The sequence below is a fragment of the Burkholderia territorii genome (assembly GCF_001718335.1).
In the GTDB taxonomy this organism is placed as follows: domain Bacteria; phylum Pseudomonadota; class Gammaproteobacteria; order Burkholderiales; family Burkholderiaceae; genus Burkholderia; species Burkholderia territorii.
In genome coordinates this window covers 518545-543027 of record NZ_CP013367.1, presented here as the reverse complement: position 1 = coordinate 543027, position 24483 = coordinate 518545, and the positions used below count along the sequence as shown (strand labels likewise).

The window sequence follows — 24483 nt, the reverse complement described above, 5'->3', positions numbered from 1 at the left end:
GTCGGCGACCGTCGCTGTCACTTGCGCGTTGGCGGCGAACGCGCATGCGGCGAATGCCCCGTTTTTCATGACGTTCGCGAAGGCGTCGAACGATCTCCCGATCGTCATGCCGATTTGTTGCCAGGGGCGTGCGAGCTGAGCCCGCTTTCGTTTAGACGGGGCGTGCTGCCTGCGTAGTCGGCGCATCGATCTAGCTTCAACGCAACAAGGGAGAACTCATGAATTTCACACTGGGCGTGCTGCTCAGCCTGTCGTTCATCATCACGGTGCTCGGACTGTTCGTCTTCATCTGGGCGCAATCGAGCGGTTTGCTGAAAATGGGGCAGTCGGCCGCCACGGTGATCTTCGCCGAAGGCGAGATCGGCCATGCGGAGCCGTTCGCGGGCGTTTCGCCGGAAGGCGGTGCCGCCGCTGGTGCGCAGCCCGACCCCGCTGAACTGCGTGATCGCGTGCTGGCTGACCGGTCGAGCAGTGCGCCGGCGCTCGCCTTCATCGCGTCGTCGGTGGGCTGGCTGCTGCTTGGTTCGCTGTTCGGCCTGCTTGCATCGCTGAACTTCCAGGTGCCTGACTGGCTGTCGGGCTCGCCGTTGTTGACGTTCGGCCGCACGCGCATCGTGCACCTGAACATCGTGACGTACGGGTGGGCGTCGATGGCGGGCATCGGCGTTGCGCTGTGGCTGCTGCCTCGCTTGTTGAAGACGCAACTGGTCGGTGCGCGCTTCGCGATTGTCGGCGCGGTTCTGTGGAACCTCGGCGTCGCGATGGGCTGTGCTGCAATCCTGTTCGGCTGGAGCGATGGACTCGAATGGCTCGAGATTCCCTGGCAGATCGGCATCTTGCTCGCGATCGCGGGTGCGCTGGCGGCCGTGCCGCTGCTGCTGACCCTGCGGCATCGCAAGGTTGATCACCTGTACGTGTCGGTATGGTATCTCGCCGCCGCGCTGCTGTGGTTCCCGATTCTGTATGTGGTCGCGAAAGTGCCGCACGTGCACTTCGGCGTCGAATCGGCGATTGTCAACTGGTGGTTCGCGCACAACGTGCTCGGCCTGTGGCTCACGCCGCTCGGCCTTGGTACCGCCTACTACCTGATCGCGAAGATCGTCGGCCGCCCGATCTACTCGTACAACCTGTCGCTGATCGGCTTTTGGGCGCTGGCCATGTTCTACAGCCAGGCCGGCGTGCACCACCTGATCGGCGGCCCGGTGCCTGAATGGGTCGTAACGGTGTCGATCGTGCAGAGCGTGATGATGATCGTGCCGGTGATTGCGGTGGCGATCAATCACATGATGACGCTCAAGGGGCATGGCGAGATTCTGAGGCAATCGTATTCATTGCGCTTCGTCGCACTCGGCTCCGCGCTATACACACTGGTGTCGATGCAGGGTTCGCTCGAAGCGGTGCGATCGTTCAACCGCGTGGTCCATTTCACGCAGTACACGATCGGCCATGCGCATCTGGGCGTGTACGGCTTCTATTCGCTGATCATGTTCGGCGCCATCTACTTCCTGATGCCACGCGTGGCCGGGCGCGAATGGCCGTTTCCGAAGCTGATCGCGTGGCACTTCTGGCTGGTCGTCGCGGGCATCGGCATCTACTTCGTGTCACTGACCATCGGTGGCGTGCTGCAAGGCTTGGCGATGCTCGACCCGAAACAGCCGTTCATGGCGTCCGTTACCGTCACGCTGCCGTATCTTGCGGCCCGCACGGTTGGCGGCACGCTGATGACCCTCGGGCACTGCGTGTTCGCGTATCACTTCTGCAAACTTCTGACGATGCGTACGGACCGTCGGGCAGTTGCGGCCGTCACGGCCGAGGCCTAATCATCGACGAGACATCACATGAAACGAATCATGACCGTCATCATCGGGTCGCTGATCCTTATCGCGCTCTCGATGGTGGTGCTGATCGCGATGCCGTATCGCGAACTCGAACGCGAGAAAGCACCTGAAAAGCTTAGCCCCTATACGCTCGCACAACTGCGCGGGCGCGCGACTTACGTGTCGCTGGGCTGCGCGACCTGCCACTCCCAGCAGCCGCGACCGGCGGCGATGGGCCCGGATGCACTGCGTGGTTGGGGCCGCGCGGCGGTGCCGAGCGACTACGTGTACGACTATCCGCACCAGCTCGGCACGTCGCGTACGGGGCCGGACCTGTTCAACATCGGTGCGCGTCAGCCGAGCGCCGACTGGCATCTCGCCCACTTGTACCAACCGCGCGCGGTGATGCCGGGCAGTGTGATGCCGGCCTTTCCGTATCTGTTCAAGATCGTCGATACGCCGGCCGCGGGCGACACGGTGGTGAAGCTGCCTCCCTCGTTTTCGCCCGTGCATGGGCAGGTCGTAGCGACGCAGGAAGCGCTCGACCTCGTCGACTACCTGGTCGGGCTGAACCACACCTACCCGGTAGAAAAAGCCGCACAGGAGGGCAGCGCAAAATGAGCATCGAACGCGACAACGAAGCGGCCCGGCGCGAGAAGGCCGAGCCGACCGAGGGCGTGCGGCCGGTGCCCTGGCTGTTCGTCGGCATTATCGCTTGCCTCACGGCCTGGGGCAGCTTCACGCTTTATCACGGCGCGGGGCGGGAGCCCGATCAGTCGCTGGCGTCCGGCAACCTGCCGCAGGTGATCGACGGCGGCGTGCTGTATACCGCGCATTGCGCGGCCTGCCACCAGGCCGACGGCAAAGGCGTAGCCGGCGCGTTTCCGCCGCTGGCCGGCTCCGAGTGGGTCAACGGCAAGCCGGACATGGTCGCGCGCATCCTGTTGCTGGGAATCGACGGCCCGATCGGCGTGAAGGGTAGTCAATACAACGGCTCGATGCCGGCATTCGGTGCCACGCTGTCGGACGCCGAGTTGGTGGCCGTCGCCAATCACATCCGCACGGAGTTCGGGAACGACGCGAAGCCGCCGCTCGACGCGCCCATGCTCAAGGCCGAGCGCGAGCAATTGAAGGGGCGGACCAAGTCGTGGAGCGGCGGCGCGGAACTGGGGAGTCTTGAATGACATCCCCCAGCGTGCCGCAACGCGACGTCGCAGCGTACACCGCCGGCAGCGCGGTGGTCGATGTGCGCGGCATGTGGTGTCCGAGTTGCGCGAACGCCGTCGAGCGGGTGCTGGCCCGGCAGCCCGGTGTGCTCGAGGCGCGCGTGAGTTTCGCGGCCGAGGCCGCGCACGTGCAGTGGGATGCGACGCAAACCACGCTCGAGGTGCTGCTCGACGCCGTCGCACGTCTCGGCTACACGGCGACACTCGAAGGCACGACGCGCGACCGGCGCGCTCATCTCGCCCGTGAGGCCGCCCGCGTACGACTGCGACTCATCGTGGCCGTCGTGTTTGGGATGTGGGCGATGCCGGCGCAATGGACACTCTATTTCGACACGCATCACACCATTCCCGAATCGATCCGGCTGGGGCTCGCGTGGTTCGCTGGCGCGACCACGCTACCGGTCCTGGCGTTCAGCGGATGGCCGTTCCTGCGCGCGGCGTGGCGCACGTTGCGCGCGGGCGCGCCGGGAATGGACGTGCTGGTCGCCTGTGGGGCGACCATCGCATTCGGGCTGTCGGTCTGGCGATTGCTGTCCGGCAGCGCCGACGTGTTCTTTGATTCGTCGGCCATGATTGTCACGCTGTTGCTGGCTGGGCGGCTGATCGAGCACACGATTCGCGCGCGGGCGTCCGACGCGATGCAGGCGTTGCTGGCGCTGCCGGCCGAAACCGTATTGATGATCGATGCGGACGGCAGCCGGCACGAGCGGCTCGCGAAGCGCGCGGTGGTTGGGCAGCGGTTCGTGCTGCGTCCCGGTGAGCGAGCGGCGCTCGACGGCCAGATCGAGAGCGGCACGTCGACGCTCGATCGCGCGCTGCTGACGGGCGAGTCGTCGCCGGTGGCCGTGAGTGCCGGCGACGGAGTCGAGGCAGGTGTGCTGAACGGTACCGGCAGTCTGACGGTGCGGGTCACATCGGCCGTTGGCGAACGCCGCGCCGATGCGATTGCACGCACACTGCGGCGCATGCTCGCGCGCAAGACCGCGACGGACGCGCTCGCGGAGCGGTTCACGCGGCGTTTCGTGCCGTTCATTTTCATGGTGGCGGCTGCCACCTGCGCTTACGGCGTAGGCTCGGGTGCCGGGTGGGGCGCGGCGCTCGAACATGCGATTGCCGTGTTGGTCATCACCTGCCCGTGCGCGCTCGGCCTCGCAACGCCATTAGCGCTGATGGTCGGTGCGGGCCGAGCCGCGCGCGCCGGAATTCTGTTTCAGGATGTCGAAGCGATCGAGCGCGCGGGCCGGATCGATGCCGTGTTCTTCGATAAGACCGGGACGCTGACCCTCGGCGAGCCGCGCATCGTGCGCGTGCATGCCGAACCCGATTCGTGCGAGACGGCAGTGCTGATTGCGGCCGCGACAGCCGAGCAGGGAAGCGAGCATCCGCTCGCCCGTGCGCTGCGCCAATACTGCGTGCACGACATCAACGCCTGCGCGGGCGAAAGTGAAGCCATTCCCGGCCTGGGTGTGGTGTGGCGGGGAACCGACGGCACGCGCATTGTCGTCGGATCCGGCGCGCTGCTTGCTCGCGAGGGGATCGCGGCGTCGGACCAGCCGGGCGACGAGGGTACGGTAGCGTTCGTCGCGCGCAATGGCCGCTTGCTCGGACATGTGCTGATGGCCGACACACCGCGTGCCGATGCGCCGGCGGCGATCGCCGAACTGCGCGCGCGCGGCATCGAGCTTGGCATGCTGACCGGCGATCGTGCCGGGCCGGCGATCACGGTGGCCGACGCCGTCGGGCTCCCGCGCTCGTGCGTGAGGGCGGATGTCAGCCCCGAGGGCAAGGCGGAGATCGTCGCGAGCACGCAGCGCGCGCATCGGGTCGTCGCGTTCGTCGGCGACGGGCTCAACGACGGACCGGCGCTGGCGGCAGCTGATTACGGGATCGCCGTCCAGAGCGCATGCGCGTCGTCGTCGGCCGCCGCAGCCGTCGTGCTGTCGCGTGGCGATGTCGGGCAGGTGGCCGATGCGATCGCGATCGGCCGGCGCATCGCGCGCGTGATGCGTCAGAACCTCGGCTGGGCCGCAACGTACAACCTGATCGCATTGCCTGTCGCGATCTGTGGCTATGCATCTCCCGCGCTTGCCGCAGCGGCGATGGTTTTCAGCTCGGTGTCCGTCACGCTCAACGCGTGCCGGTTGAACACCCTACCGGCGCGCCGACTGGAACGCAAGGCCAGGTCATCGGGCACTTCACTGGAATTTCATTCGAAACAGGATTGCACTCAATGAACAAGAAGACGTCGCAGTTTTCCGCTACGGGGCGCCGCAAGTTCCTCGAGCGGACGTTCGGGCTCGGCCTGGCTGGGCTGGCGGGTGCCGATGCGTGGGGCGCGGTCGAGAAGGCTATCGAGCTGCCGTTCGGCAATGGCCGTCGCGCGATCACGAACAGTTTTCCGCAAAAGCACGACGTGATCCTGCAACGCACGCGGCCGCCGCTGCTCGAAACGCCGTTCGACGTGTTCGACCGGCATCTGTTTACGCCGAACGACAAGTTCTACGTGCGCTGGCATATGGCGAACATTCCTTCGAGCATCGATGTCGCGAAGTTTCGCCTGAACGTGCGCGGCCACGTGAGGCAACCCGTGGCCCTTACGCTGGACGACTTGATTCACGATTTCGAACCGGTCGAGGTGGCGGCCGTGAACCAGTGTTCGGGTAATTCGCGGGGCTTTTACACGCCGCGCGTGCCGGGTGCGCAGTGGGGCCACGGCGCGATGGGGAACGCGCGCTGGACCGGCGTGAGGCTCAAGGATGTGCTCGACCGCGTGGGCGTGCGGGCCGGCGCGGTGCAGGTGCGCATGCACGGGCTCGAATCGCCGGCCGCGCCGCAGACGCCGTACTTCAAGAAATCACTGGCGATCGATCACGCGCTCGACGGCGAGGTGATCATCGCGTATCTGATGAACGGCGAACCTCTCCCGCTGCTGAACGGCTTCCCGATCCGCATGATCGTGCCAGGGTGGTATGCGACGTACTGGATCAAGATGCTCTGCGATCTCGAAGTGCTCGACCAACCTGACGACAACTACTGGAGCAAGAGTGCGTACCTGATTCCCGATACACCGGGGGCGAACGTGAAGCCCGGCCAGACCGGCATGAAGATGATTCCGATCAACAAGATGGTGCCGCGCTCGTTCATCACGAACGTGAAGGACGGCGATGTACTGAGGCGCAACGAGCACGTCGAGGTGCGCGGGTTTGCGTTCGGCGGTGACTGCGGCCTCGCGAACGTACGGATCTCGGCGGACGGTGGGCACACCTGGATCGATGCCCGGCTCGACCGCGACTACGGGCAGTACAGCTTCCGGCGCTGGTCGTTCGGCTTCACGCCGCCCGCGGTTGGCCCGCTGGTGCTGATGGTGCGTGCCACCAATACGGCGGGGCTCGCCCAGCCGATGCAGTCGAACTGGAACGGTTCGGGTTTCATGCGCAACGGCGTCGAATCCGTTGCGCTGCAAGTCGTTTGATCGCGGGAGATCAGAGCATGAATCGTCAAGCGTTTCGTCTGGCTTTGATGTGGGGCATTCCGGTCGTCATTGGTGTGACGATGGCGGCGGCATGGATGCCAGAAGGGGGCTTCGACTGGCGGCGGCATCCAGAGCAGGTCGTGAAGATTCCGTCGGTCGATGCGGTGTTGCCGGTCAGCGCCGAGCGGTTTCCGCCTGGGCAGGGCTCGGAGATCGCGAACGCGCAGTGTCTGATTTGTCACTCGACGGGCATGGTGACGCGCCAGCCGCCTTTGACCGAAAAGGAGTGGGCCACGATCAGCAACAAGATGCGGCTGTCGTACGGCGCCCCGCTGCCAGCCGAGCAGGTCGATGCGCTCGCGAAGTACTTGTACAGCATCAACGGGCGCAAGGAAGCGGGGAAGGGGCCGGCGGTTGTGGATATGCAGGGGAGTTGAGCATACCGACGAAGAAGTGCCGCGCGTTGCCGCGGCGCCCCGTAAATAGAAATCCGGCATCGGTGCGGCGGGAGTGTCCAACACGTTTCGCGCCGGTTGCCGGCACAAGGGAAACACGATGAAGAAAGAGTGGGTGCGGGCCGCGTTGATCACGGCGCTGGTCGTTGTACTTCAGGGCGGTCTCGATGTGCAGGCGGCGCAGGCGGGTGTTCGAACGCTCGATACGCCGGTACCGGTGAGCGTGCCGGCTGGCAAGGTCGAAGTCGTCGAATTCTTTCATTTCGGCTGCCAGTACTGCCGGTTGCTCGAACCGACCCTCGCGACCTGGCGGGAAAAGCAGGGCGACAGGATCGTGTTCCGACGTGTGCCGGTCGCGCCAGTTCCGCAATTGCTCCCGTATGCGAAGCTCTATCACGCGCTGGTTGCGTTGCACCAGGAGGCGTTGATTCCGGCCGCGTTCGATGCGATTCACGGGGGTAGCAACCGGTTGCTGACCACGGAACAACAGATGGCGTTCGTTTCCGCACACGGCGTCGATCCGCAGCGCTTCGCCGCAATGGTCGATGCGCCGGCGACGCAACGTGCGCTGCAGGCGGACCGGCAAATGTGGGAAGCGTACCGCGTGCGCGCGGTGCCGATGTTGGTTGTACAGGGGAAGTACAGCCCCACGCTGGGCACCGGGCCGGCCGAGACGGTCGATGCGCTTGATCGCATCGTTGCCGATCAAGTGAACGAGTATCAACGTGAGGCAGGTCGTAAAAAATAGAGGCCAACGTTTCGTACAATTATGAAACGGAGGCATCCGCCGCGTCGTTCTTGTTGCGGATGTTGAACGCCTTTACGAATTCCCCTGGCATCAGCTTGTGTGCCCAGTGATGCGCTCCGCCGCATGCTTCCATTCCGATAAGGCAAGGGGACCAGTTCGCGAAATGTTCGAGAAACGCAGCGCGTCTGATTGGCTTGTTCACAACCTCGCCAGTGTCATGGTCTACGTAATGAACTGCCCCAAGAATCGTGGAGGCTGGTTGGTTTAGAGCGTGTTAGGCACTTTTGCTAAGGTCTACAAAGTGGACGAGCATAAGCACGGCGAATACGATGAAGTGAAGTCCGGCCAAGGTTTCGGGCAATCGCTCGTAGTCTCTGGTCAATCGCCGGAAGCGGTTCAGCCAGCCGAAGCTGCGCTCGACCACCCAGCGCCTGGGCAACAGCACAAAGCCTTTCTTCGCCTCTGGCAGCTTGATGACGTGAAGCTCGATACCTTCGTCGCGGGCGGATTCGGCGGGTTCCTTACCCGTATAGCCCTGATCGGCAAACGCCACCTTCACCGTCTGGCCAGTGGCGCGCTGAACCTGTCGAGCAAGTTCACCCACTTGCGCACGTTCCTGTTCGTTGGCTGGTGTCACGTGTACCGCGAGCAGCTGCCCCAACGTGTCCACCGCCATGTGCACCTTGCTGCCGCGCTTTCGTTTGTACCCGTCGTAGCCCGCACGCGGACCGCTCTCGCATGTCGACTGCAGCGTGCGGCCGTCGAGGATTACCGCGCTGGGCTGGCCCTGCCGATCCTGCGCAACACGAATTACCGAGCGCAGGTCGTTCACCATCGCTTCGAAGCAGCCCGCCTGTATCCATCGCTGTGTCTGCTCGTACACCATTTCCCATGGCGGAAACTCGTGAGGAATCAGGCGCCACGGGGCACCCGCACGCACAATCCAGCGCAGCGCGTTGAACATCTCGCGCAGTTCGTACCGCCGCTGCGGAGCGTCCTTTGTCATCAGCGTCAGGTACGGCGCCGCAAAACTCCATTCTTCGTCGGACACATCCGTCGGGTAAGGCTTCCGTTCTTTCATCTCAATACAATAGCAGTCCTTAGCGAAAGTTCATAACACGCTCTAAGTTGCTACGGGTTCAGTGGCAGTTGTTTCGGAAGCGTGGGGCCGATACCGTCTTGACGGCGTGAGTTACCGGTTTCCCCAACGATTGGATACCATGCGCAGCAGTGTGGCATTGGCAGCACGCAGATCGAATCAATCGGCATCGAAGCCGGGGCCACCCCAGTTTCGGTAATGTTCTGCCTCTTCGCTATTCGGATCGCTAGATAGCGTGTTTAGGAACGCGTCGTAGCCAGGCGGGCCGCCCACATCTTCTGGCGGACACGCGCGAGCACCATCGATGACCTGGGCCGCGCCCCACGGTTCGCTTTCAACGATTTCCACTTTCTCAACAACGATGGCGTGATCCCACCCGTCCCCGAAGTCGTACCGGTAGAGGAAGCGTGAGCCAGGTTTCAGCACCTTCTGCAGTCGAACCTTACGGCCATCGGCGGTCGTGCCCGGATTAGCGAAGTCCAGCACGTCATCGACCTCGAACGTGGTGTAGGTCATGCCGTCGATCAGGAAGTCGTGCAGGTGAGAGTCTTCCCAGCCGAAGACTGCCTGCAGGATATGGTGCAGCTTGCGCGGTGACTCGGTTCCTTCGACCTCGATCCGGCGCCAGATGGGCGGCTCGGTGTGTTGAAGCTGCACGTGCAGGGTAAAGCGCTGGAACGATTTCGCCATCTGATCGCCGTGGAACGGGAAGCCAGCGGCACTTTCGCCTTACGATGCCGGGGTGGTCACTTTCCAGGGCAGCGGGCCTTCGTGGACATCAACATGCCGGCAGGTAGCCTGAATATAGCACCGCCACGCCCGTGAGGGCCATAAACGGGCCGAATGCAATCGGCGTGTCGGCGCGATTGCGCCCGGTGGCGATTAGTACGATGCCGACGACGGCGCCGGCAACCGACGATATGACGACAATCCATGGGAGTGGTGCCCATCCTAGCCACGCACCGAGCGCGGCCAGCAGTTTGAAATCTCCATATCCCATTCCTTCGACGCCACGTAACAGCCTGAACGGCCAGTGGAGCGTCCACAGCACAAGATACCCGCAGGCTGCGCCGATCACTGCACTCGACAGCGTCGTGAACACGCCAGCGAGATTCACGATCAAGCCGGCCCACAATAGCGGCAAGGTGATCATGTCGGGCAGAAGCCTATGCCGTACGTCGATGATGCTCGCCACGACGAGCGACACGCTGAATCCGCACGCGGCCACCGCCGCGTACGTCGGACCAAAAGCGAAGCGCGCGAGAATCGCCGAAAACGTACACACGGCGGTGACCCACGGCAGCAGCGTCGTGAGGCGTTCGCCGCAGCGAAAGCAACTGGGCGCGAGACGCAGCAGTCGGATTGATGTGACGCACTCCAGTGGTGTCAGCATACGGTCGCAGTGGTCACAACGTGCGCGGTGCGTGGGTGTAATGGGTGCTGGTACACCATCGCGTTCGACGGCACTTGGCAGATAGGCAACCGCGAATGTCGCCAGCAGGCCCGAGACACCGCCAAGCAGAATGAAAAGCAGCCACGTCATGGGGAGCTCATTTGGACGGACGCCAATGCCTGGGATGTGTCTGTCCCTGCGATGGCACCGGGATATTGCCGCGATCGCGAATCGACAGCGGTTCGAAAAATGATTCTTCGGTCGAATGGCTGCGGATCGTTTTGAACAAGCTAAACCGGTAAGTGAACAATTAAGAAATTTGTGAATTCAATAGCGACGAAAAAATTATCGTCGGTTGGATGAATGAGATTATCACGTATAGGCAGATGCGGTCTCGCGGGGGTAATGAATTTTTATCGAGACAAAAAATCTGACTAATCAACTTTCATTCAAGGGATCGCGGAGATAGCATTTGCTGTTCTTGGCAGCCGCGCCGGCGAGGCGTGCCGGGTGGCCGCGGTGGCGCCGAGTCCGAACTGCGCTGGTCGATCGACGCCGTTGGTGTGCATCGATGTTTCTCATCACGCGACTCTTGGGAAGTGCGGCGCTAGTTGCCGGTCAAGTTCCGGGCGCAGGAATTGCCGCATTGGCGCTTTCGTGTGCGGCGAGCTTTTTGCTATGTCGGTGGTCGTCATTTTTTTTAGCTGGAAGATATTTTATGCCTCTGATGGAAAAAATTAATATGAAAAATAATCGTCGAATTCGCAAGCAGCTGGGTCAGGGGATGACCGAGTACATCATTATTGTTGCGCTGATCGCCGTGTCGGCGATTGCGGTGTATTCATTCTTCGGCAAGACGGTGCGCAATCAGACTGCGGGTCTCGCAATCGAGCTGTCCGGCAAGAGTGCCAGTGGGAACATCACCTCGGCGCAGAAGGCCGCGCAAGAAGCTGGGCAGGAGGCGGACACGACCAAGGGCCTCGGCAGCTATGACAACGAGAAGATCACCAATTCGGGTGGCAACTAGCACACGCTGTCTGTCATAAGCGATGGTGTTCCGTACCTTTCGTGCCTGTTCGGGTGAAGTAGTGCCTGCCCGCGAGAGCGGGCAGGCACTCGTTCCGGCATTGCTGTTTCTGGTCGTGGGCGGCGTTGCACTCAACCTTGCGTTCAATTCGCTCCAGCTGACCAGTGCAAAGATCAAGTTGCAGAATACGGCGGACGCGGGGGCGTACGCGGTTGCGTTGATGCAGGCGCGCGACTACAACTTTTCCGCGTATACCAATCGCGCCATGGTTGCAAATCAAGCCGCAGTCGCGCAGATGGTCAGTCTGAAGTCATTCGTCGACATGCTCGACGAACATGTTGCACCCAGCTCGCGTTCCGATCGTTTGGCGGATCAATACAGCGGTGGCGCGGATGACTGGTTCATGAAAAAGAGCCGGGCGAGAGAAATGATTCATCCGGTGCGGCAGCGTCTGGATGCCGATCTTCTCGGTATGGCGCGCAATCTCGACACGATCATTGCGGCGCTGAGCAGCGCGCAGCGTGCGTACCACGAAGCAACGCTTGCCGGTGCGCCCAACCTCGCCGACGAGATCGCACGTGCGAACGAACCCAATACGCGCGTCGTGCGCGGATCGTTCGACGATCAGCTATCGCGAACGGAATTCGCCGCGTGGCGGACGCATTCGACAACGTTCGACCCGCGTGCGGGCTACGACGATCGGTTTGCCGAAGTCGTTGCTGACGCCCGCACGCTCGGCGACTTTGTGCGCAGTCGGCCGGTGGAAGAGTTTGGAAGCGGGTTTGTGCCGGGATGCTGGGGAAGCGTAGGTCGTCGTTCGCGGATGGATGGCGGCACGCAATTGCGGCCCGATCGCCGTGGGTGGCAGGCCATCGATGGCGCGATGACGCGCGTCTGGACCGCACACGACTGCATCGAGATTCACACGGAATGGGTATGGGTCGAGGATGCGCCGGCTGAGAGCGGGGTGAGTGGCGAACTACCGGTGTCCAAGGGGCACTGGGAGGCCCGGGAAGTGACGATTGTCAAGGCAGGCATCGATGACACGAGTACGGAAGGCCGAGCGGGCGCAGGGAACGGCAATGCGATGAGCTATCAGAGCTGGTATGGCTATGGCGGGTACCTGAATTTCGGCTATCCAAGCAGTTCACCAGGATGGGTATCGTCGGCAATGCGATCGCAGTACGCAGCGGGGCCGGGCGTGACGATGAGCATGAATGGCGGTTTGCAACCCTATCGGGATCTGGCTGGACAAGGCGTGGCGAGCGCCGCGCCACGCATCACGATTCGCTTGGCACGCGAACAGGGCTCGACGATAAGCGATTCGCGCCTGCTCGGCGGCGGGCGGCTCGCGCTCTCGCACGATCTGCGCCCGCTAATGGCCGTCGCCGCCGGGGAGGCATATTTCGTGAGGCCGGACGAGAATGGGCTGCGGTCTATCTACGGATTGCTGCGTTACCCGTCCAACTGGTCGCGCACTGACCGGCGAGCCGAGTATCCGAGCTTATTCAGTCCGTACTGGGAAGCGCGCCTGGCGGCGGTTCCGGAGGAAGCGCGGGCCAGAGTAGGGGATGCGCGGGCGAGTGGAGGGGGGCGATGAGCCGTCGGTACAGGTGGCCTTCCGTGCGCCGTCAACACGGGCAGGCGATGGTCGAAATGGTCGCCGGGCTCGGGCTGGTGTTCATCGCCGGGCTTCTCGCGATGGCGATGCTCGGCAAACTTAACGACGTGCGTAACAAGGTGCTGGTTGGCTCGCGCTACGTTGCATGGGAGCGCACGGTATGGACGAATCCGGACGACGCGGGCACGGGCTCCGACAGCTGGTGGTACCAGAAATTCGGCGCGGGTGCGCAAACCGTGACCAAAACGGACGACGTGCTGTTGAACGAGTTCCTTGCGCGGGTCGTTGCGCCGCGTCGCACGTCCTTGTCAAGCAGCGACGGCAGTGTCGCGCTGTCGGCGGAGTTGCCGGCCGCGTGGCGCGACCCAGGTGGCGCGGCGTTCGTCGAATCGGCGCGCGACATCGCGGTATCCACGCGCGCGACCGATCGACTGACTGCGGGCACGACGAAGCTCGCAAACAAGACGATCGGCGTCTATCAGTCGCCGCGCGTGCGCCAGGAGGTGGCATTGCAGATGGCGTCGCGCACGGCTCAGGACGGGCGAGTATCGGTGCATGTCGGATTGCGCGGCGAGAGCGCAAAGCGGCTGTGGCCGTCGCTCGCGCAGCTGACGTTCCAGGACACGACCACGCTCGTGACCAATACCTGGACACCGGATGGCAGGCTCGGCTTGGTGTCGGCGATCGGGCCCGAGGTGGCGGCGCCGGCGGCAAAGCTCGACGCGATGCTCCAGACGCGTGATCGGCAGACGCTCGTCAAGGCCATGGACGGTGTAGGCACCGTGCTGGGGCCGGCGTACTTCAAGCCGGGCCGAATCGAGGCAGACGTGGTGCCTGCGGGGGTGCTGAAGTGAGTGCGGCGTCATGGTGGCGGTGCTGGGTGCTGGTGGGCACCGTCTGGGCGGGAACGCACGCGAGCGCGCAGACCTGCGACCGAATGCCGGTGCCTGCGGCTCGCGCGCAGTCGATCGGCGGCGACATGCTGTTGAACGGCATGCCGGCCGCGGTCTGGGCGCTGACGTTCGACATGACGGTCGAGCAGGTCGAGCGCGCGTTCCGCGCCTATTGGGAGCGCGCGGAATTGCCAGCGATCGGGATGTCGGGCCCGCGCGGCCGGACGATGAGCGGGCTCGACGGCGTTTGCCAATACGTGCTCGAACTGCCGGCCGGCCAGCACGGCGACACGACCCGCGGCGTCCTGAGCGTGATGCAGCTCGACTCTGCCGGGGCGCGGAATGCAATTCCGGTGTCGGTTGCTGCACTGCCGGCCGGCCGTGTTCTGTCCGACCTCGAAAGCCGCGATCCCGGGCGAGCGGGACGCACATGGGTGATCGCGTTGCCGGGTCGCGCCGACGAGCATGCCGCGCGCTATCGCGACGCGCTGGTGCGTGCCGGATGGCGGACGATGTCGAGTACGACGGTTGCGCAGTCGAACGTGCGGCGTGCGCCCGATGTCGGGCTCGCGATGCAAAAGGGTAGGTACAAGCTGGACGCCGTGTTTTCCGGACAGGCTGGACAAGCCACGGCGGTGATCAATGTGATGGAGAGTGGTTGATATGCAACGTTTGACTGGCCGCATGCGGCGTCAACGCGGCCAAGCCTACGTGGAGTACTTCGTGGTCGCTGGATTGATTATTGCAGGACTCGTCGTGGGCGGCGATACGTCGGTCATGAATACGCTTCTGGTCGCGATGAAGTCGTTCTTCGGCGCATACAGCTATGCGTTGTCATTGCCCTAAGCGCGTCAGGATAGTCCAGTGATATTCAGTCGAATCAACTATCGTTCGCTGTTTGCGAACACTTGGCTGCTGGTCAGCATTGCCGTGATCACAGCGGGCGGCATCACCTGGATGACGTACCGCTACATCACGGCCAGCGAGGCCCGCATAAAGGCCGAGGCCGAGACACGTCATCAGGGGCGCGGCATCTCCGTGGTCGTGCCGCGTGCCGACGTACCGGCCGGTACGCCGCTGACGAGCGACGTGTTCGTTGCTCGCGACATTCCGGCGGATCTCGTCTATGACGATATGCTGCGCGCGGCCGATTTCAACCAGTTCCGGCTCGCGACGCTCGTCAAGCCAGTCAGGCGCGGGCGGGCGTTGCGCGCGCAGGATATTGATGCGCTGCAGGCGCGCGACTTCTCGGACATCCTGCCGTCCGGCACGCGCGCGCTCACTTTGCAGATCGACACGGTCAATTCGACCGATGCGATGCTGCGTCCCGGCAACCACGTGGATCTCTACTGGATTGGCCAGAACCCGGATTCGACGATGAGCGGCGGCAACGACGCGGCTGGCGGCGCACAGTCCATTCTGCTATTGATGCCGGATGTGCTCGTGCTCGCGACCGGCAACGATGTGCGACCGCGCGACGCAGGCGAGGCAGCGCGAGACATGGCCGACGGCGCGCAGCGCGAAAGCTACGCGACGGTCACGTTACAGGTGCCGGTCGCGGAGGCCGCACGCATCGTGCTCGCGCAGAAGGTCGGCATGTTGCGCCTGATCCTCCGTAACAGCGAGGATCGTGCCGCGCCGCCGCCGAAGCGGCTTGATGAACCGGGATTGTTCGCGGCCGCGCCGGACGGTGCCGTCGCAGAAAGCGACGTCGTCGAAATCATCACCGGCGGCAGAGGTAGCGCGACGTTGTCGCGGATCGCTGCGTCGCCGGCCGATGCCGGTATCCCCGGCAGCGCGCCAGTGCCGGCTCCGGTGTCGAAGCCGGCCGCACGGCCCCGGGCGGCGAGCGGAGCCTATCAGCAGGCAAACGCGCTTGCAGACCGCCTGCAAGCCGAAATGGGTGCGTCCAGCGCGCCGCGGTAACGTTCGAGAACGCAATACGGGTTGTTCATGAAAGTCATAGATTGTGCGGCGGAGCGCCGCAGCAGGGTGTTGTCGTGCGCATTGGCCGGCGTGCTTGCTGCCCAGGGCATGCCACAAGCGTTCGCCGCGCCACGTATCAACCACGAGGAGCACGTCGCGCCGGCGCGTGCCGCCGTACTCGATTTGTATCGCGGCGAGATCCGGATGATCGACGTACCGAGCCAGATCAAGCGCATCGCGATCGGTGACGGCACCTTGGTGACGGCCAACGTTGTCGATGGCCGGTTGATGTTGCTGGCGGAGAAGCCCGGCATCACGTCGCTCGTCGTCTGGACGACGAACGGCGTCGCGGTGAATACGACGGTGCGCATCGCGAAGGGCAACGTGCACGAAACCGCCGCGCAGCTGCGCCGGGTCCTGGTCGGTGTCCCCGGCGTGCAGGTCGTGGAATCCGGCCCGAACATCGTGCTGACCGGCACGGTGCACCGCGACATGCTCGGCCGCATCAAGGCAGCGACCGTCGACGTGCCGAATCTGCTCGATGCGACGATCGTCGATGAGGGCGATGCGCTGAAGAAGACGATCCACTTCAAGGTGCAGATCATGGAACTCACGCGGAATGCGCAGGAGAACCTCGGCATTCAGTGGGACCAGAAAATTGCCGGGCCGCAGGCGGGTGCGCAAGGGTTCATCGGAAGCCAGGCCGCCACGGCGGCGGGCATGGTTTTCGCGGGAATATCGACGAAGATCACGTCGATGATCAACCTTATGGTCAACAACGGCGATGCCTACGTGCTGGCGGCCCCCGAGCTCAATACGAAGAGCGGCGGCACGGCGAGCTTCCTCGCGGGCGGGCAGGTGCCGATTCCGCGCGCCGGCGCGCTGGGTACGACCGACGTCGAATACAAGGACTACGGGATCAAACTGAATATCAAACCGGTCGTCGACGCGAACAACGTGATCTCCGCGCAGATCGACACCGAGATCAGCCAGATCGATCCATCCGTGTCTTATGGCGGCTACCCGGGCTTTCTGACGCGTAGCGCGCGATCCGATATCTCGTTGCGAGCGGGGGAGACCATGGCGATTTCCGGCCTGATCAATGCGGACGCGATTGGTAATGCGAGCCGCGTGCCCTTTCTCGGGCGGCTACCGATCATCGGGCGCCTGTTCAGGTCCGACGAGTTTCGTTCGAAGCGCAGTGATCTCGTGATCCTGGTCACGCCGCTCATCTCGGATCCGACGCTCGCACCGAATACGGACATGCTCGCGCGCGCCAACCTTATCAACCGCGGATTCCACGACAAGCACGGCGATCCGAGTCCGCTTGCCGACGATTCGCGCGGCTCGAACGGCACGCTGAATCCGATCGGGCCGACCCGGCCGCAGCAGTTCGGCCCCGTTCGAGTGCAGCCGGCACCGTTACATGCTGCGCCGGGCGGCGACGAGGCGGGCGCATCGGGGCCGGCCGGGCGCGGCGACGGTAGCGCCGACGCCAGGCCGACTTCGGCCGATACGGCGGACGAACGAGCGACGACGGGCGAGCGGGACTTAAAGAACGCGCGGGGCGACTTCGACACGAAGGACGAGGCCGCGCGTCCTGCGCGGCCGTTGCACACAATTCTCGCAACGCCGGTGACGTGGCGTCCGGCAGTGCCGGCTTCCGCTGTCGATGCAGAGGCGCCCGGCCGCGCGGCGGCTGCCGGTGCGCCGTGACGACCGCTCGAAAGGAGAGAACGTTATGCTGAGTTTGCAAGTACAGGCCCGTCACGGCGCGCCGCGGATCGTGCAGGTCGAGGATGTCTGCACGATCGGCAAGTCACCGGATTGCGACATCGTGGTCAAGGGGATGCTGATCGGCCGAATCCAGGCCCGCATCGCGCTACACGGCAACGCGTGGTATCTCGAGGATCAGGGCGGGATCGTCACCACGCTCGTCAACGGCTCACCGGTCGAGAATTTCGGTCCACTGACGGATGCCGACGAAATCGAGGTAGGAACGACGAGGATTCGCGTGGTGACGGAGACGCAGCCCCGTGCAGCTGGTGGTGCGCCGGACGCTCCGGCGCAACCCACGGCCGCGACAAGCCAGGAAGCCAAGCCACAGGCCGCGCCATCCTCACAAGCGAGACCGGCGGCCGATGCCGCCCCCGTGCTCGACGCAGACTCGCCGTCGTCCACACGTGCCGAGCGGCGGGACCGGCGCCCGGCGCGTCGCGCGTCAGCCGCGCCGGATCAACGGACGTCGTCGATCAACAGTCGTGCCGGCATCGAACTGCGAAAGCAGGTGCATATGCGCCTGATCGCCGAGTTCGATCTGCGCCGTCTCAACGTCGCGAGAATGGACGAGGATGAATTGCGGCGCACGGTGGGCAGCGCGCTCGACGAGATTCTGAACGGAGATCCGAGCTTCCGGTCGCCCGACGTGTCGCTCGATGCGTTGCGAAAGAGTGTATTCGACGAAGTGATCGGGCTGGGGCCGCTCGAGGAGTTGATCGCCGATCCGGACGTCAGTGAAATCATGGTGAATTGCCACGACGAGATCTTCATTGAGCGGCGTGGCAAGTTGACGCGGTCGCCGGTGATCTTCACCGACGATCGTGCGGTGCTCGGTGCGATCGAACGCATCGTCGCGCCGATCGGACGCCGCATCGACGAAAGCTCCCCGATGGTCGACGCGCGTCTGTCGGACGGATCCCGTGTCAACGCGGTGATTCCGCCGCTCGCGCTGAAAGGGCCGAGCATGACGATCCGAAAATTCTCGCAGCGCAAGTTGACGGGCGAGGACCTGATCGATTTCGGCTCCATGTCGGCGGATATGCTCGAGTTCCTGCAAACGGCCGTCGAGCAGCGTGCGAACATCATCATCTCGGGCGGCACGGGGTCGGGCAAGACCACGCTGCTCAACGTGCTGTCGAGTTACATTCCGGATGATGAGCGGATCGTGACGGTCGAAGACGCAGCAGAGCTTAAGTTGTCCCAACCGAACCTCGTGTCGCTGGAGGCGCGTCCGCCGAACATGGAAGGCAAGGGCGCGGTCCATATCAGGGATCTCGTGAAAAACTGCCTGCGGATGCGTCCCGACCGGATCGTGGTGGGCGAATGCCGTGGCGGCGAAGCGCTCGACATGCTGCAAGCGATGAACACCGGCCACGACGGTTCGCTCACGACCGCGCACGCGAACTCACCGCGCGACTGCATCGCGCGACTTGAAGTGATGACGCTGATGGCCGGTCTGGACTTGCCGGTACAGGCTATCCGCGAGCAGATTTGCTCGGCCGTCGACATCATCGTCCAGCAGACGCGCTTCTCGTGCGGCTCCCGGCGCGTCACGTATGTGACGGAGGTGAGCGGAATGGAGTCGGGCGTGATCCAGCTGCAGGACGTGTTCGTATTCAAGCAGGACGGGTTTGGCGAGGACGGCAAGGTGCAGGGCACGTTCCGCCCGACTGCTTACGTCCCCGACTTCTACCAGGAGCTGATCCGCCGGCGCATTCCGGTCGATACGACGATATTCACCGGCGGCGCGGAGCTCACGCACCCATGAACATCGTCGTGCTGCTCGCGGCCGTGTTCGCCGGGCTTGCGATTTTCCTGGTCGTGGCGATCAAGCTCGGACGGCGTGCCGTCACCACGCGCTCGAAGCGCGTGGTCAACGAGCTCGAGGCATCGCTTGCGGAGGCATTCGTGTTGGCGAACCGGCAGCGCGTCGCCTTTCTGTCGCTGCTGGGCATCGTCCTGCTGCCGTTGCTTGCCTATCAGCTGTTCGACAGCGTGTTCTTCGCAGGCCTCGGGCTCGTCGTGGCGCTGATGGCGCCGGGCCGCGTGTTCGCGGTCATGCGCAAGCGGCGCACCGCACAACTCGAACGCCAACTGCCGGACGTATTGCTGATGATGGCCGGCGCATTGCGCGCGGGAGCAAGCTTCGCGGTCGCGCTCGAAAGTGTCGTGTCCGAATCGCCGGCGCCGATTTCCCAGGAGCTTGAACTGCTCGTACGAGAGCTGCGTCTCGGCATCGATCTCGACATCGCCATGCAAAACATCGAGAAACGCATTCCGGTGCCCGATTTCCTGATGGTCACGGCGGCCGTCACCATTTCACGTGAAGTGGGAGGGAACCTCGCGGAGGCCCTCGAATCGGTCGCACGGACGCTGGGTGCGAAGTTGCAGATGGAAGGCAAGATCCGTGCGCTGACGTCGCAGGGCCGGATGCAGGGCGTGGTGATGACGTTGCTGCCGGTCGGGCTCATGTTCGTGCTCGACTTCATGGAGCCGGAGGCGATGGCCCCTCTGTTCCACGAACGGATCGGGTGGATGACGCTCGGCGTGATCGGGGTGATGGAGTTCCTCGGTTACAAGGCGATTGCCAAGATCACCAATATCGACGTATGAGCCGGGCGTGCCGCGTCGTCATCTGGGAGTGAAGTGATGATTCTGTTTATATCGACGCTCATCGGATTCGGTGCGATGTTCGTGTTGTTCTTGCTGACGCGATCTGCCTTGCAAGTGCAACAGGCAGTGCCGAAAGAGGACCGTGCGTATCTCGACCCGTTGCCAAAGGGGTTGAGGGTCATCTGGCCGCTCGTCAATGTCGTCGAGCACTGGATGGGCGACCGTCTCGGTACCGCCTACGTTGAGCAGGTCGATCTGCAATTGCGGCTTACGCCCCTGATTTTCCTGATGTCGGCGCGTCAGTTCGTGGCGCTGAGCATCGTGTCGGCCGTCGTCGCGACATCGGTAGTGCTGTTCGCGATGGTGGCGCTCGGGGTGTTTTCTCTCCTTGCGCCGCCCATTGCCGCGCTCCTGGGTTATTACTATCCGCGCATCTGGATGCGCGACGTACGGCGCGCGCGGATCGCCGCGATCCAGAAGCAGCTGCCGGTTTACCTGGACTTCATGACGCTCGCGGTCGAAGCTGGCCTCAACATCAATGGCGCGATTCAGAAGGCGGTCGAAAAGGGGCCGGACGGGCCGCTGCGGCGTGAGTTTGAACACGTGCTGCGCGACCTCAAGTCCGGTTTGAATCGCGCCGATGCGCTGCGTCGCTTCGATGAGCGGCAGGGGATCAAGGAGATCACCAATCTGGTTGGTGCCGTGATTCAAGCCGAGCGTATGGGCGCGGGTCTCGCGAGTACGTTGCGTTTCCAGTCAGAGCAACGGCGCGCGGAGCGCTTCCAGCGTGCCGAGAAGCAGGCGATGGAAGCGCCTGTCAAGCTCGTGTTTCCGTTGATGGTGTTCATATTTCCCGTGACGTTCGTCGTGCTCGGGTTCCCGATCGCGATGAAGTTCATGCAAGGAGGATTTCTGTGAGGCAACGCGTACTTGTCGTGGGAGGCCGAGTAACCAGCGTGCGCGTGGCGGTTACGGAATCGGCGCGCGAGCGTATGCAGGGCCTGCTGGGGCGCGATGCGCTCGGCGCCGACGAAGCATTGCTGCTTGCGCGATGCGCGGCCGTGCATACCTTCGGGATGCGCTTTGCGATCGACGTGTTGTTCGTGAGCCGGACAAACCGGGTCGTCGCCGTCCATCGTGGAGTGCGCGCGGGCCGCATCCTGATGCACTGGCGCGGCGCGAAGACGCTCGAGATGGCGTCCGGTGCCGCCGCACGTCATGGGGTCGGCGTCGGCATGGACCTAGAGTGGGATGCGTGACGCGATGGCGATTCGTCTTAAACGTGCGCGTGAGCGCGGTCAGTCGCTCGTCGAGTTCGTGATCGTTGCACCGGTATTGTTGTTCTTCTGCTTCGGCCTGCTGCAATACGCATTGATGTATCAAGCCAAGGCGACGCTTGATTCGGCGGCGTTGGAAGCCGCGCGCGAGGGCGCGGTCAACCATGCCGAACTCGCGCCGATGCAACGCGCGCTCGCGCGCGGCCTTGCGCCCCTTTACTCACACGAAGCGAGCGCTGAAGGTGCTGAAAATGCGCTCGCGCGCGCCAGGGAGGATGTGCTGGCGCATGCGCGGATCGCGATTGTCAATCCGACGCGCGCGCAACTAGACGATTTCGGACAGGCCCGCTACGACCCGCAGACGCGCAAGACGGTCGTTGAAATTCCGAACGATCTGCTGCGCTATCGCCGGACGGAAATCGGCCGCGCGTCGGGCGCAGACATCCAAGACGCCAACCTGCTGAAGATTCGCGTGCACTACTGCTATGACATGGTCGTGCCGTTCGTGAATCGCGCTGTGTATTACGCGGTCAACGGGATCGGAGCGGTGTCGCGCGACGGCCTGTCACCGACCGAGCCCGTCGATTCGAACCAGGATCCGTACGGTGCGCCTGTCACGCCGGACTTCATGTGCAGGCGCAAGCTTGAGGACGGGCGCGCGACGGGGCGCTGGCCGATCGCATTGGAGTCGGAAGTCGTCGTGCGGATGCAGTCGGCCTATCGCGGTGCGGTCGGACAGGTCATGGATCGATGAGCGCGCCGCATGCATGGCGGCTTCTCCCGCATAGGCAGGGTGCGCGGCCGGTCGGTGCGCTGTGTCGGGGCTGCGTGGCGGTTGCGATGATCGCCGTGGCTCCGCCGGCGGCTGCCGCCGGCGACGTAAGGGCGCACGGCGTAGCGATGATCTTCGGCGGAGCGCGAATGTCGGCGGCGCCGGGCACTGCCGCGCGACGCGGCGTGGTGCTTACGTTCGCGGTCGCCGGCGCGCAGCCGAGGACGATGGTGACGGCTTACGCACACCGGCGCATGTTGGCCCTGGCGCCGCTCGTGGCGGAGATCGCGCACGCGTTTCGGCTGGACGCGGCATTGTTGATGGCGGTCATCCACGCCGAATCGGCGGGCGATCGGCGCGCAGTTTCACCCAAGGGCGCGACCGGCCTGATGCAGTTGATGCCGGCCACGGGCGCGGAATACGGCGCGACCGATCTGTTCGATGCGCGGCAGAACATTGTGGCCGGTGCCCGTTTTCTGGGCGACCTGCTGCAACGTTATGGCTCGCGCGATCTCGCGCTGGCCGCCTTCAATGCGGGCGCGGGGGCCGTCGATCGCTACGGCGGCCGCATCCCGCCCTACGACGAAACGAGACGCTACGTCGTGAGGGTCAATGGCCTGTATGCACGCTATGCGTACGCAGACGAGGCGTTGACGCAGGCGGTGCAGTGAAAATCTGACTAGTCAGATTGGTTCGTGCGTTGCGAGCGGAGATACTGCCGCAAGCATCCATTTCCAGTCGCGTATGCGGCGTAACGGAGACCACGACCAGTCATTCGATTCGTGCAATGAGCAGAAGATACTCTATTCCTTATGGACGCGGCCCGCGGGCTGCAAGCGTCCCCGTCGCGGCCGAAAAGCGCATGCATGCGCTGGCCAACGAATTTCGTGCGGCGATGGCCGCATGCCATTACGGCGCGGCGCGCCGTCTCGCCGAGCGCGCGCTCGCGATTGCGCCGGGCAACCCGACCGTGCTGGGCGATTACGCACTGTGCCTGATGCGCGAAGGGCGCCATGATGCGGCCTACCGCGTCTATCGAGGCATCGAGGCGCTGCCGCCGACGCGACAGAACCTCGTCTCTCCGACCTGGATAGACGGATTGGCCGAGGTATGTGGTTGGTTGCAGAAGCCCGATGAGCTGCGTCATTACGGATATCGGTCGCTCGCGGCCGCGGATGCCCGTTTTTCTGTCAATCGTCGCTGGGCGGTGCCCGTTGCACCGCCGCCGCCCTTCGATGCGAGCGAACCTGCTCGCAACGTGATCGCCTACAGTTTATACGGTGCCGATCCGCGCTACGGCGAGTCGGCCGTGATGAACGTACGAACGGCGGCGGAGTTGTTCCCGGGCTGGATCTGTCGCGTGTACCTCGACGACACGGTGCCTGATCACGTACGAACGCGTCTACGCGATGGAGGGGCGCAGGTGGTGACCGTCGACGCCGTGACCCGCCGTGCAATACCGGGCACGATGTGGCGCTTTCTCGTGCTCGACGATCCGTCCGTGACTCGCTTCATGGTGCGCGATGCCGACGCGCTGCTGTCCGAGCGTGAGACATCGGCGATTGCCGCATGGATCGGCAGCGACCGCTGGTTTCATCACATGCGCGACTACTTCACGCACACGGAGCTGTTGCTCGCCGGCATGTGGGCAGGATGCGGTGGCGTGTTCCCGCCCGTGGCCCAGCTGATGGCCGACTATGTACGGCAACATCCGGATGAGCGCCGCTTTACCGACCAGCACTTTCTGCGTGAAGTCCTTTGGCCGACGATTCGCGACAGCGTGCTGAACCACGATGAACTGTTTGGTTTTCACGACGCCCGGCCGTTTCCTCCGCATCCTCCCGTGCGTTGGCGCACGGCCGAATTTCATGTGGGCAGCAATGCAAGCTACCGGCGAATCGGTGGCCCGAGCGCGCGTGGCGACGGTGAAACGCAGCCCGTCATCATGACCTGCGGGGCAGACGGGCCGCTTCGCTACGACGCGATCATACGCGACGGGCATTGGTCGCTCGATTTGCCGTTCTTCCTGATCGATGCATTCGAGAAGGGCGAGTTGCGCATCGACGTGATGCGCGCGGGCGCGTCCGAACCCGTATAGGAAAATTTGCTCAGGCCGTCGCGGCGGCCGTGATTCGACAGCCGGCCGTCATTGCATGACGCGTCGGCTTTTTTCATGCTCTTATTCCGAGATATTCACGAGAAGATCGGGATCGGGGAAGTTCTTTCAGGATAATAACGGGGAGATTTGATTTACCGTGTTTCGTATTTCGTGAATTGAAAAATTAAGATTTTTCTTGGGATTTTGAGGAATAAATGTAGGATAGCTTGGTAATTTATTGAGGTGCAAGGTAATCTATAAAAATAT

Annotated in this window: 23 protein-coding genes and 2 pseudogenes; 21 read left to right on the top strand and 4 right to left on the bottom strand. The window is 63.6% G+C overall.

All coding sequences use genetic code 11. The features are described from left to right. The first annotated feature begins 218 nt into the window (after nt 1–218). The 7 genes from WS51_RS28540 (at nt 219) to WS51_RS28510 (ending at nt 7718) form a co-directional block, all read left to right on the top strand. Nucleotides 219–1820: a cbb3-type cytochrome c oxidase subunit I gene (locus WS51_RS28540; protein ID WP_069230207.1), complete on the top strand. Its 1602-nt coding sequence runs from the start codon at nt 219–221 to the stop codon at nt 1818–1820. A gap of 18 nt (nt 1821–1838) precedes the next feature. Continuing rightward, on the top strand, nt 1839–2438 hold the full coding sequence (locus WS51_RS28535) for a cbb3-type cytochrome c oxidase subunit II (protein ID WP_069230206.1): 600 nt from the start codon (nt 1839–1841) through the stop codon (nt 2436–2438). Beyond that, a complete protein-coding gene (locus WS51_RS28530; protein WP_069230205.1) occupies nt 2435–3001 on the top strand; it encodes a c-type cytochrome in 567 nt (188 codons plus the stop codon). The genes WS51_RS28535 and WS51_RS28530 overlap by 4 nt, the downstream gene beginning before the upstream one ends. Continuing rightward, the gene (locus tag WS51_RS28525; RefSeq protein WP_069230204.1) at nt 2998–5277 is read left to right on the top strand and encodes a heavy metal translocating P-type ATPase; all 2280 of its coding nucleotides are present in this window, start codon (nt 2998–3000) and stop codon (nt 5275–5277) included. Before WS51_RS28530 ends, WS51_RS28525 begins: the two co-directional genes overlap by 4 nt. Then, nucleotides 5274–6515 (top strand): molybdopterin-dependent oxidoreductase, encoded by a 1242-nt coding sequence (locus tag WS51_RS28520; RefSeq protein WP_081333638.1) that lies wholly within the window; start codon nt 5274–5276, stop codon nt 6513–6515. The genes WS51_RS28525 and WS51_RS28520 overlap by 4 nt, the downstream gene beginning before the upstream one ends. 17 nt (nt 6516–6532) lie before the next feature. Further along, nucleotides 6533–6952, top strand: a complete 420-nt coding sequence (locus WS51_RS28515; protein WP_069230379.1) for a cytochrome c — start codon at nt 6533–6535, stop codon at nt 6950–6952. A 118-nt stretch (nt 6953–7070) separates the two neighbouring features. After that, nucleotides 7071–7718 carry a thiol:disulfide interchange protein DsbA/DsbL gene (locus WS51_RS28510; protein ID WP_069230203.1) on the top strand — a complete coding sequence of 216 codons (648 nt, stop codon included), beginning with the start codon at nt 7071–7073 and terminating at the stop codon, nt 7716–7718. A 31-nt stretch (nt 7719–7749) separates the two neighbouring features. On the opposite strand, the pseudogene WS51_RS31710 reads toward WS51_RS28510, so the two are convergent. From WS51_RS31710 to WS51_RS28495, 4 genes and pseudogenes are all read right to left on the bottom strand, one after another. Further along, nucleotides 7750–7965: pseudogene (locus tag WS51_RS31710) on the bottom strand (IS110 family transposase); the annotation flags it as partial. A 27-nt stretch (nt 7966–7992) separates the two neighbouring features. Continuing rightward, nucleotides 7993–8799, bottom strand: coding sequence for an IS5 family transposase (locus tag WS51_RS28505; RefSeq protein ID WP_069230202.1), 807 nt, complete (start codon nt 8797–8799; stop codon nt 7993–7995). A gap of 111 nt (nt 8800–8910) precedes the next feature. Next, nucleotides 8911–9507, bottom strand: a pseudogene (locus WS51_RS28500) (plasmid pRiA4b ORF-3 family protein). A gap of 88 nt (nt 9508–9595) precedes the next feature. After that, the gene (locus WS51_RS28495) at nt 9596–10360 is read right to left on the bottom strand and encodes a prepilin peptidase (RefSeq protein WP_081333636.1); all 765 of its coding nucleotides are present in this window, start codon (nt 10358–10360) and stop codon (nt 9596–9598) included. 592 nt (nt 10361–10952) lie between these two features. Between WS51_RS28495 and WS51_RS28490 the strand changes: the two genes are divergently transcribed. The 14 genes from WS51_RS28490 (at nt 10953) to WS51_RS28425 (ending at nt 24216) form a co-directional block, all read left to right on the top strand. Next, a complete protein-coding gene (locus WS51_RS28490; protein WP_069230199.1) occupies nt 10953–11237 on the top strand; it encodes a Flp family type IVb pilin in 285 nt (94 codons plus the stop codon). Between the two features lie 22 nt (nt 11238–11259). Further along, nucleotides 11260–12837: a Tad domain-containing protein gene (locus tag WS51_RS28485; protein WP_069230198.1), complete on the top strand. Its 1578-nt coding sequence runs from the start codon at nt 11260–11262 to the stop codon at nt 12835–12837. 23 nt (nt 12838–12860) lie between these two features. Beyond that, the gene (locus WS51_RS28480; protein ID WP_155773637.1) at nt 12861–13712 is read left to right on the top strand and encodes a hypothetical protein; all 852 of its coding nucleotides are present in this window, start codon (nt 12861–12863) and stop codon (nt 13710–13712) included. A gap of 83 nt (nt 13713–13795) precedes the next feature. Continuing rightward, nucleotides 13796–14413: a hypothetical protein gene (locus WS51_RS28475; RefSeq protein WP_236872432.1), complete on the top strand. Its 618-nt coding sequence runs from the start codon at nt 13796–13798 to the stop codon at nt 14411–14413. 1 nt (nt 14414) lies between these two features. After that, entirely contained in the window at nt 14415–14597 is a 183-nt protein-coding gene (locus WS51_RS28470; RefSeq protein ID WP_059820777.1) for a hypothetical protein, read from the top strand. 18 nt (nt 14598–14615) lie between these two features. Further along, complete coding sequence (cpaB, locus tag WS51_RS28465; protein WP_069230195.1) at nt 14616–15677, top strand: Flp pilus assembly protein CpaB; 1062 nt, start codon at nt 14616–14618, stop codon at nt 15675–15677. 27 nt (nt 15678–15704) lie between these two features. Continuing rightward, nucleotides 15705–17393, top strand: a complete 1689-nt coding sequence (locus WS51_RS28460) for a type II and III secretion system protein family protein (protein ID WP_081333635.1) — start codon at nt 15705–15707, stop codon at nt 17391–17393. A gap of 25 nt (nt 17394–17418) precedes the next feature. Next, nucleotides 17419–19224, top strand: coding sequence for an ATPase, T2SS/T4P/T4SS family (locus WS51_RS28455; RefSeq protein ID WP_069230378.1), 1806 nt, complete (start codon nt 17419–17421; stop codon nt 19222–19224). Beyond that, a complete protein-coding gene (locus WS51_RS28450) occupies nt 19221–20069 on the top strand; it encodes a type II secretion system F family protein (RefSeq protein WP_069230194.1) in 849 nt (282 codons plus the stop codon). Before WS51_RS28455 ends, WS51_RS28450 begins: the two co-directional genes overlap by 4 nt. A 36-nt stretch (nt 20070–20105) precedes the next feature. Continuing rightward, nucleotides 20106–20987, top strand: a complete 882-nt coding sequence (locus WS51_RS28445; protein ID WP_069230193.1) for a type II secretion system F family protein — start codon at nt 20106–20108, stop codon at nt 20985–20987. Between the two features lie 74 nt (nt 20988–21061). Beyond that, nucleotides 21062–21328 (top strand): DUF192 domain-containing protein, encoded by a 267-nt coding sequence (locus WS51_RS28440; protein ID WP_335645616.1) that lies wholly within the window; start codon nt 21062–21064, stop codon nt 21326–21328. After that, a complete protein-coding gene (locus WS51_RS28435; protein ID WP_069230191.1) occupies nt 21321–22100 on the top strand; it encodes a TadE/TadG family type IV pilus assembly protein in 780 nt (259 codons plus the stop codon). Before WS51_RS28440 ends, WS51_RS28435 begins: the two co-directional genes overlap by 8 nt. A gap of 86 nt (nt 22101–22186) precedes the next feature. After that, nucleotides 22187–22789, top strand: coding sequence for a lytic transglycosylase domain-containing protein (locus WS51_RS28430; protein WP_155773636.1), 603 nt, complete (start codon nt 22187–22189; stop codon nt 22787–22789). A gap of 191 nt (nt 22790–22980) precedes the next feature. Next, nucleotides 22981–24216, top strand: a complete 1236-nt coding sequence (locus tag WS51_RS28425) for a tetratricopeptide repeat protein (protein WP_236872409.1) — start codon at nt 22981–22983, stop codon at nt 24214–24216. Nucleotides 24217–24483 lie beyond the last annotated feature (267 nt).